The organism is Patescibacteria group bacterium (assembly GCA_028707065.1).
In the GTDB taxonomy this organism is placed as follows: domain Bacteria; phylum Patescibacteriota; class Patescibacteriia; order Patescibacteriales; family WJLG01; genus JAQTUZ01.
Window position 1 is genome coordinate 1 of sequence record JAQTUZ010000037.1, and the last position, 6,472, is coordinate 6,472.

The window sequence follows — 6,472 nt, forward strand, 5'->3', positions numbered from 1 at the left end:
CCAGGATCAAACTCTCTTTTAATGCTTTACTTGGTTTCCCAAGAAAAGAGGTTCCAGTTGCTAAAAAATTTTAGCCAGGATCTCACCCAAAGGGTGATCAGCCTTTGGCTGAAAACTCTCTTTTAAAGTTTTACTTGCTTTCGCAAGGATGATATAGAACCGAAGTTCACGATCATCAATATAGAGAATCTTGATTTCTCAAGACTATATACTGTACGTGCGCCCTGAGTATGAATCAGGACGGCTTCCGAATCCCGCCGAGGCGGGACCCTTTTCTTAATTGTGAATTGACGCCTACTAGCGTCAAAAAGAATAGATTATTTAATGTTTTTTAAAGAGCATGAACAGAGTGCAATTTAGGTGAGAAAAAAACAGCGACATAATAAATTATATCCTGTTTGCCTCCCCTCTAAATAAATTGTAGTCTGTTCAATGTTGTTAATATTATAGGAAATTAAAATATCTGTCAAGAGATTTTCGCTAAAATTATAGATTATAAATTATAGATTATAAATTGGCTAAAATTAAGCAATAATACCGATAATTTACTATTTCTCAAGCTTCTCGTTTAAAGGTTTTACCCAGATTATTCACAAGAATTAGGAATTAAGATTTAAGAATTAAGAATGCAAAAGGAAAAGTCCCCTCCTCGGGAGGGGTGCCGAGCCCGGCGAGGCAGGGTGGGTTTATTCCTGACATTATTATTTTTGTCATCCTGAGCGCCGCGCGAAGGATCTATCCTGCACGAACTTATTTACTGAACAAATAATATTTTTCCTGATAAAAATAAATTACTATATTATAATTAAAAATCTTCGCCACTTTTTTTAAAAAAAGTGGCACATACAAACCACCCCCAGACCCCTCCTTGGAAAGGAGGGGAGGCGCGCAGGGACAAATTTTGGGACGCTCCGCTAGGAAACCTAGCAAAATTGCTATACTTGTCCCGCTTTCGTTTATAAAATTATAATAATGAAGCGGGACTTCGAACAACGCAATTTTGCACGGCTTCTACGCTGCGTGATTTAACGGAAATTTTCCAATGCTCGCTATAAGGAATTTATTTATTTCTTCTGCTATCTTTATTCCAAACAAAAAACCGCAGTCCAAGGCGAGACTGCGGCGGAACCAAAAGTGGTTTAACTAAATGTTTAGCTCAAAATTTTATCTACTGTCGAATTAACACTCTTGTCCGCTTCTACCCACACCTCAAGATCGGCTTTCTGGATTTTATAATCTTGAATGGCAATCTCTTTAAATTTATTAAAAATATTAGTTGCCTGTACCGAGCTTATTTTTTCACCATCTATATAGTTGTCGCTAAAATCTTTATAACCTGGGAAACGTGGAACAGTGGTATAGTTAGGTGAGTGGTCTTTTTCTCTAAGAACACTAATATGCACAAGATGATTATCAATTATGCCTTTCATTATTTCTGCGAAACCTTCCTTTACCAATTCTCCAGATATTTCTAAATACCCTGTTTTCCCCATTTTTTCTAACGCCGAAAACATCTTTTCCCTGTCTTTCGTTAACTCTTCTTGTGTTTTAGTCATTCTTTCTTCAGCTTGACTAATTTCCTCTGCCGATGGTTTATAATTTTCCATAATTTTTCACATTAGTAATTAATCGCTTAAACTACCCATATTTTACCCCCCCCCCTGTAAAAAATCAAGGGGCAAGGCTATAAAAATTATCGCCCGTCAATATAGCCCTTATTTTTGCCCCGCCCTTGACATTTTTGTAAAAATAAGCTATATTATTCCGATTCGTTCATTAACAACAAACCTCATCTGAAGGATAAAAAATGTCGAAAATCAAGACAATGATACCGGCGATTATTTTATTTTTAGCTGTTTTACCTGTTTTTGCCCAAGCCCAAGATATTGATATCAGTGATGCACCCAGCCATTTTACGCGCGGAGCCGCTTTAACCAACGCCAATGCCAAATATTGGTTATCTTGGTTCAACCAATATTCAGTTAACATCGATTCCCTTTCTCGGCACGAGACCGGCATTGCCCTGAATCAACTTTATCAAATATACCGGGGCGGCTACCGAGACAGCACGGTCCATCTATTGGAAAATGGCGTGGCCTCGGCGATCGCCAATTTTCTGCAAAGAGGAACATTGGTCACTGATCCCACCGACCGGCAGTTTGCCATCTTCACCATTATCTATGTCGGGTTCTGCGATCCGGTCAATACTCCGGCCTCGGCGCTCTTGCCAATCCTCAAAAACATTGAGCTTAAAAATGGCGATGGACACCGAGATCTTTTTCGCGTTTTGGGAAAAAAAAGCGATTCGCTGTTGATTGCCTCGCTCTGCGACATCATCATCCATCCGGAAAATTATCCCGGCAAGGATACCTGCATCTACGAATATGTTTATTGGGATGATCCCGCGCCAAAACCGCGGGTCAAGCTGACGGCGATCGCGGCGGAATTTTGAAAACCGCTGACCATAGCGCGAGTTCCGCCTGTTTTGTTGAATCAATATCTGCAAGCACGCTTCATCGCTTTTGGCGAAGCTTATACTCCGGTTCCGCAATGGAAAATAATCGCGATGATCAAAGCCCTGGAGCCGCCGACTGTTTATTTCGACGTTCTGGGAAGAAAAATATTTTTTAACCCGGCACCGGGCCGATTCCGCGTTTGCCGGCAAGCTGGTTTGCGGGCAATAGTGATCCATTAGCCCGATCGAAAACACGCCCCCGTTCACTCAAGCGGGGGCTTTTTTATTAAAAAAACGGCAGCCTCTAATCTAGAGACTGCCTTGAAATGAAAATTCTTAACTGCTTTTTTCTTCCTTAATATCCTTTTCTTCTTCCAAGACCCAGTCTTCTTTCAAGAGCGCTTCTTTTGTTTCCTGAAAAGCAACCAGTGTTTCTTCTATGCAAGCAAGTTCTACCGAAAGATTGCGGCATCCCTTAATTAAAAAAACACGGACCTCTCTTATCTCCGCTGAAACCAATTTTTCCCTTTCACGAATAAACGCCAGGTTGATAGGTATGTCGCTCTTCACTGAGCCCTTGCCCGCTAAATAAATATTCAGCAAGACAATGCCCAATTCGCCGACTTCTTCTTCCTTGAGAAATTTCACTATCCCCTGTTTCACCATCCCCTGGCTGCCCCTTCCCCTTAAAAGAACACTTAAAAGAAACCTTACTTTCATAAACCCTCCTTTTAAAATGTGTATTCATCGCTTTGTCTCTTAAATATTCAAGGTACCAAGAATAGCAATATTATTAAACAAAAATAGGCCGCTGTCAATATAGCCCGTTTCAAAATCTTTGCCACTTTTTTTAAAAAAAGTGGCGCATCCCGCAAAAATGACGGGACAAGAAAAACTGCGCGCAGGGACAAATTTTGGGACGCTCCGCTATGAAACCTAGCCCCGCCGCTGGCGGGACACGGTTTCCTTACCCCGCCAGCGGCGGTGGTACGCTGTGCGTCTTATCCAAAATTTTCCAATGCGCGCCACAAGGAAGATTAATAATTTTCTAAAAAATGGCAGGTCCCGGTTTGGAAACTGCCAAAAAAATTTCTGGAAAATAATTTAAACGATATGGACTATGCCCTGCGCTTCAACCTTCTGATTTGTTAATTCACAAATGTACACTTCCCCTTGCGCCTTGGGGCATAGGCCTTCACCAAGATCGCTGTCCATATAACTGGTCCATAATTTGCCCGCTTTTCTGACGCATTCCCGACAATTCTGTTCCTGTGCCATAAAAACTCCTTTATTACGGTGAAAAAAATGTACAATATATTTCCATTCAATTTACAACAAAAATCTCAACCCGTCAATATAGCCCTTATTTTTATTATGGATTATAATATAAGGGTAATTTTGAGATTTATAATTCATAATTAATAATTTATAATTTTAATATTATGACTGACGAAAAAAAGACAGTAGGAGAAGAGATAAAAGATGGCGATAAAAAGGCCAAATTGGATGCGGCCATGCTGGCGATGACCCAGATCAAGGAGAAATATGGCGACGGCGCGATCATGAAATTCGGCGAAGCTAAAAAATCTGATGTGGATGCGGTTTCGACCGGCTGCGTTTCGCTCGATCTGGCTTTAGGGATCGGCGGCGTACCCCGGGGGCGCATCATTGAAATTTTCGGCCCGGAAGCTTCGGGAAAAACCACACTCGCCCAGCACATCATCGCCGAGGTACAGAAGATGGGCGGCATTGCGGCTTTCATCGATGCCGAACACGCGCTTGATCCGGAATACGCCAAAAAAATCGGCGTGGATGTCAATAATCTTTTGATTTCACAGCCGGACACGGGCGAACAAGCTTTGGAAATTTTGGAAACTCTGATCCGCTCCAACGCAGTTGACGTGGTCGTGGTCGATTCGGTCGCCGCGCTCGTTCCGCAAAAAGAGATCGAGGGCGATATGGGCGATTCGCATATGGGTCTGCAAGCGCGCTTGATGTCACAGGCTTTGAGAAAATTGACCGGCGTGGTTTCCAAGACTAAGACCGTGGTCATCTTCATCAACCAGATCCGCCAGAAGATCGGCGTCTTCTTCGGCAATCCCGAAACCACCACCGGCGGCGTCGCCTTGAAATTCTACTCTTCGGTCCGCATCGAAGTGCGCCGCGCCGCGCAGATCAAACAGGGCGAACGGATCATCGGCAACCGCGTCAAAGCCAAGATCGTCAAAAATAAAGTCGCCGCGCCGTTCCGCGCCTGCGAATTCGATATCATGTATAACGAAGGCATTTCCGTTTCCGGCGATATGCTCGATCTCGGCACCGAGCTCGGCGTAGTCAAGAAACTCGGCAACTCTTATGCTTTCGGCGAAAACAAACTCGGCGTCGGCCGCGAGAATGCCAAAGCTTTCTTGAAACAGAATCCGAAAATAATGAAAGATATCAAGAAAGCGATCATCGCCGAAGCCAAAGCGAAAGAAATGGAAGAAACTTCCTGATCATCGATGATACATCAAAAAACGCTTTCGACTGAAGGCGTTTTTTGATATAAAAAAATCCCCGGGATTCTTGAAAACAATGGTTTTACCAAAGTTCCAAGAATCCAAGGGACAAAGTTTCCAGTTCCAGAAAACCAAGAAACTAAAGTTGCGGGACAACCAGGCGATACCGATACTCGGCAAACCAGACATCGTCGCGCTCGAAGCGGCGGACGTAGACAAAGAGACCGTCGGAAGAAACGTACACGAGGGCCACAAAATATTCGCCATTCATCTTCAACAGAAAAAAAGTGGCATATCCTTCCTGGCGAAGCCAGTTGGGATATTTCACGCAGAACCGCTTGATCTGGTGCTGGGTAAGGCAGAGCTTGTCCAAATCGCTGGTAAGCGAAGTGAACATTTTCGCGAAGGACGCATCTTCGATCAGCTCATGCACTTGCACGGCGGTTTCAGGGGTGGCATCGCCGGCCTGGTTCAAGCCGTAATTCTTGAAATCGTCATCAATATACCCCTTAAAAACTTCTTTGGCGCCGCCGATATACTCCTGACCGTCTAATCCTTCTATTGTCAGAATTTCGCCTCCTGAAATAAGGCGGAGAATTTTTTTCGCGACAACGCCCGTCCAGCTCTGCTCTTTCCGAAGAAACTTTTTAAATTCCGTTAACCATTCCCCGCCCGCTTCGCTCAACAGTTTCTCCGAGAAATCCAGAATCGCCCCGAGCATTTCTGCCGGGAGCGCTACGATATTTCGCACCACCGCACCGAGCATGTCTTTTGCCGACATGGTCAGCCTCCTTTTGTTTTTGACAATCACTTCATTCCAGCACCTTGCCGGGATGAGGCTTTCGCCGTTTATTACAACCTCTTTCGTTAATTTCAAAGTACTGCCTAAAAAACATGGTTGAATCTTATCACAAAATAATTATTTTGTCAATACTTGCTCTTGCATAATATACAAAACTATGTCATAATAAATAGTTTAAAACTTGATTTTGCTAACAATTTCTTCACTGAGACGAAAAGCATTACCGTGCTTAAGCAAGCCTAAATATGAAGCAATAGTTTCCGAGGTTGGGCTATTTTCAACTCTCTTTAGCATCCGCCTTTTAGTCGAAGTTCTTAAAACTCTGAAATCAGAAAAATTAACCCAGCCCAAAAAATCAACGCCCGAGGCCAAAGTTTTAATAAAACACTTGTCGGAATGAAGCGATAGTTTAAGAATGTTCTTCAAAAATTCATCTATCTTTAAAAAAATGACAATTAAGTTTTTCTTGTCTTCGCTTAAAAAAATAAAGTCATCGGCATAGCGCGCGTAATATTTTATTTTCAAATCACGCTTCACGAACTGATCAAATTCGTTCAGATAGATATTAACTAACAACTGCGAAGTTAAATTCCCCAGCGCCAAGCCGATAGCCCGCTTACCCGCGGTGTTAAAACTATCAATCACTTGTCCGAACAGCCAAAGCAAATCTATATCAGCGATATATTTAGCTAAAATATTTTTTAAAATTTTGTGATT

8 protein-coding genes are annotated in these 6,472 nt (G+C 42.7%); 3 read left to right on the forward strand and 5 right to left on the reverse strand.

Annotation, left to right across the window (positions count from 1 at the left end; all coding sequences use genetic code 11):
- Nucleotides 1-1,151 precede the first annotated feature (1,151 nt).
- A complete protein-coding gene (locus PHE24_06960; GenBank protein MDD4902836.1) occupies nucleotides 1,152-1,607 on the reverse strand; it encodes a hypothetical protein in 456 nt (151 codons plus the stop codon).
- Between the two features lie 200 nt (nucleotides 1,608-1,807).
- Between PHE24_06960 and PHE24_06965 the strand changes: the two genes are divergently transcribed.
- Nucleotides 1,808-2,452 carry a hypothetical protein gene (locus PHE24_06965; protein MDD4902837.1) on the forward strand — a complete coding sequence of 215 codons (645 nt, stop codon included), beginning with the start codon at nucleotides 1,808-1,810 and terminating at the stop codon, nucleotides 2,450-2,452.
- 33 nt (nucleotides 2,453-2,485) lie between these two features.
- On the forward strand, nucleotides 2,486-2,695 hold the full coding sequence (locus PHE24_06970; protein MDD4902838.1) for a hypothetical protein: 210 nt from the start codon (nucleotides 2,486-2,488) through the stop codon (nucleotides 2,693-2,695).
- A 96-nt stretch (nucleotides 2,696-2,791) separates the two neighbouring features.
- Here PHE24_06970 and PHE24_06975 read toward each other — a convergent pair whose 3' ends face one another.
- A complete protein-coding gene (locus PHE24_06975) occupies nucleotides 2,792-3,175 on the reverse strand; it encodes a hypothetical protein (GenBank protein MDD4902839.1) in 384 nt (127 codons plus the stop codon).
- 384 nt (nucleotides 3,176-3,559) lie between these two features.
- The gene (locus PHE24_06980; protein ID MDD4902840.1) at nucleotides 3,560-3,733 is read right to left on the reverse strand and encodes a hypothetical protein; all 174 of its coding nucleotides are present in this window, start codon (nucleotides 3,731-3,733) and stop codon (nucleotides 3,560-3,562) included.
- Nucleotides 3,734-3,897: 164 nt separating this feature from the next.
- Here PHE24_06980 and recA point away from each other — a divergent pair, with 164 nt between their 5' ends.
- Entirely contained in the window at nucleotides 3,898-4,950 is a 1,053-nt protein-coding gene (recA, locus tag PHE24_06985; protein MDD4902841.1) for a recombinase RecA, read from the forward strand.
- A 142-nt stretch (nucleotides 4,951-5,092) separates the two neighbouring features.
- Here the strand turns inward: recA and PHE24_06990 are convergent, their stop codons facing one another.
- Nucleotides 5,093-5,734, reverse strand: a complete 642-nt coding sequence (locus tag PHE24_06990) for a hypothetical protein (GenBank protein ID MDD4902842.1) — start codon at nucleotides 5,732-5,734, stop codon at nucleotides 5,093-5,095.
- Between the two features lie 195 nt (nucleotides 5,735-5,929).
- A partial coding sequence (locus PHE24_06995) for an RNA-directed DNA polymerase (GenBank protein MDD4902843.1) occupies nucleotides 5,930-6,472 on the reverse strand: 543 nt, incomplete at its 5' end.

What these genes read in the sequence shown, in the direction of transcription:
- recA (MDD4902841.1), top strand. Translation starts at nt 3,898, where the DNA reads ATGACTGACGAAAAAAAGACAGTAGGAGAAGAGATAAAAGATGGCGAT.
- PHE24_06960 (MDD4902836.1), bottom strand. Translation starts at nt 1,607, where the DNA reads ATGGAAAATTATAAACCATCGGCAGAGGAAATTAGTCAAGCTGAAGAA.
- PHE24_06965 (MDD4902837.1), top strand. Translation starts at nt 1,808, where the DNA reads ATGTCGAAAATCAAGACAATGATACCGGCGATTATTTTATTTTTAGCT.
- PHE24_06990 (MDD4902842.1), bottom strand. Translation starts at nt 5,734, where the DNA reads ATGTCGGCAAAAGACATGCTCGGTGCGGTGGTGCGAAATATCGTAGCG.
- PHE24_06975 (MDD4902839.1), bottom strand. Translation starts at nt 3,175, where the DNA reads ATGAAAGTAAGGTTTCTTTTAAGTGTTCTTTTAAGGGGAAGGGGCAGC.
- PHE24_06980 (MDD4902840.1), bottom strand. Translation starts at nt 3,733, where the DNA reads ATGGCACAGGAACAGAATTGTCGGGAATGCGTCAGAAAAGCGGGCAAA.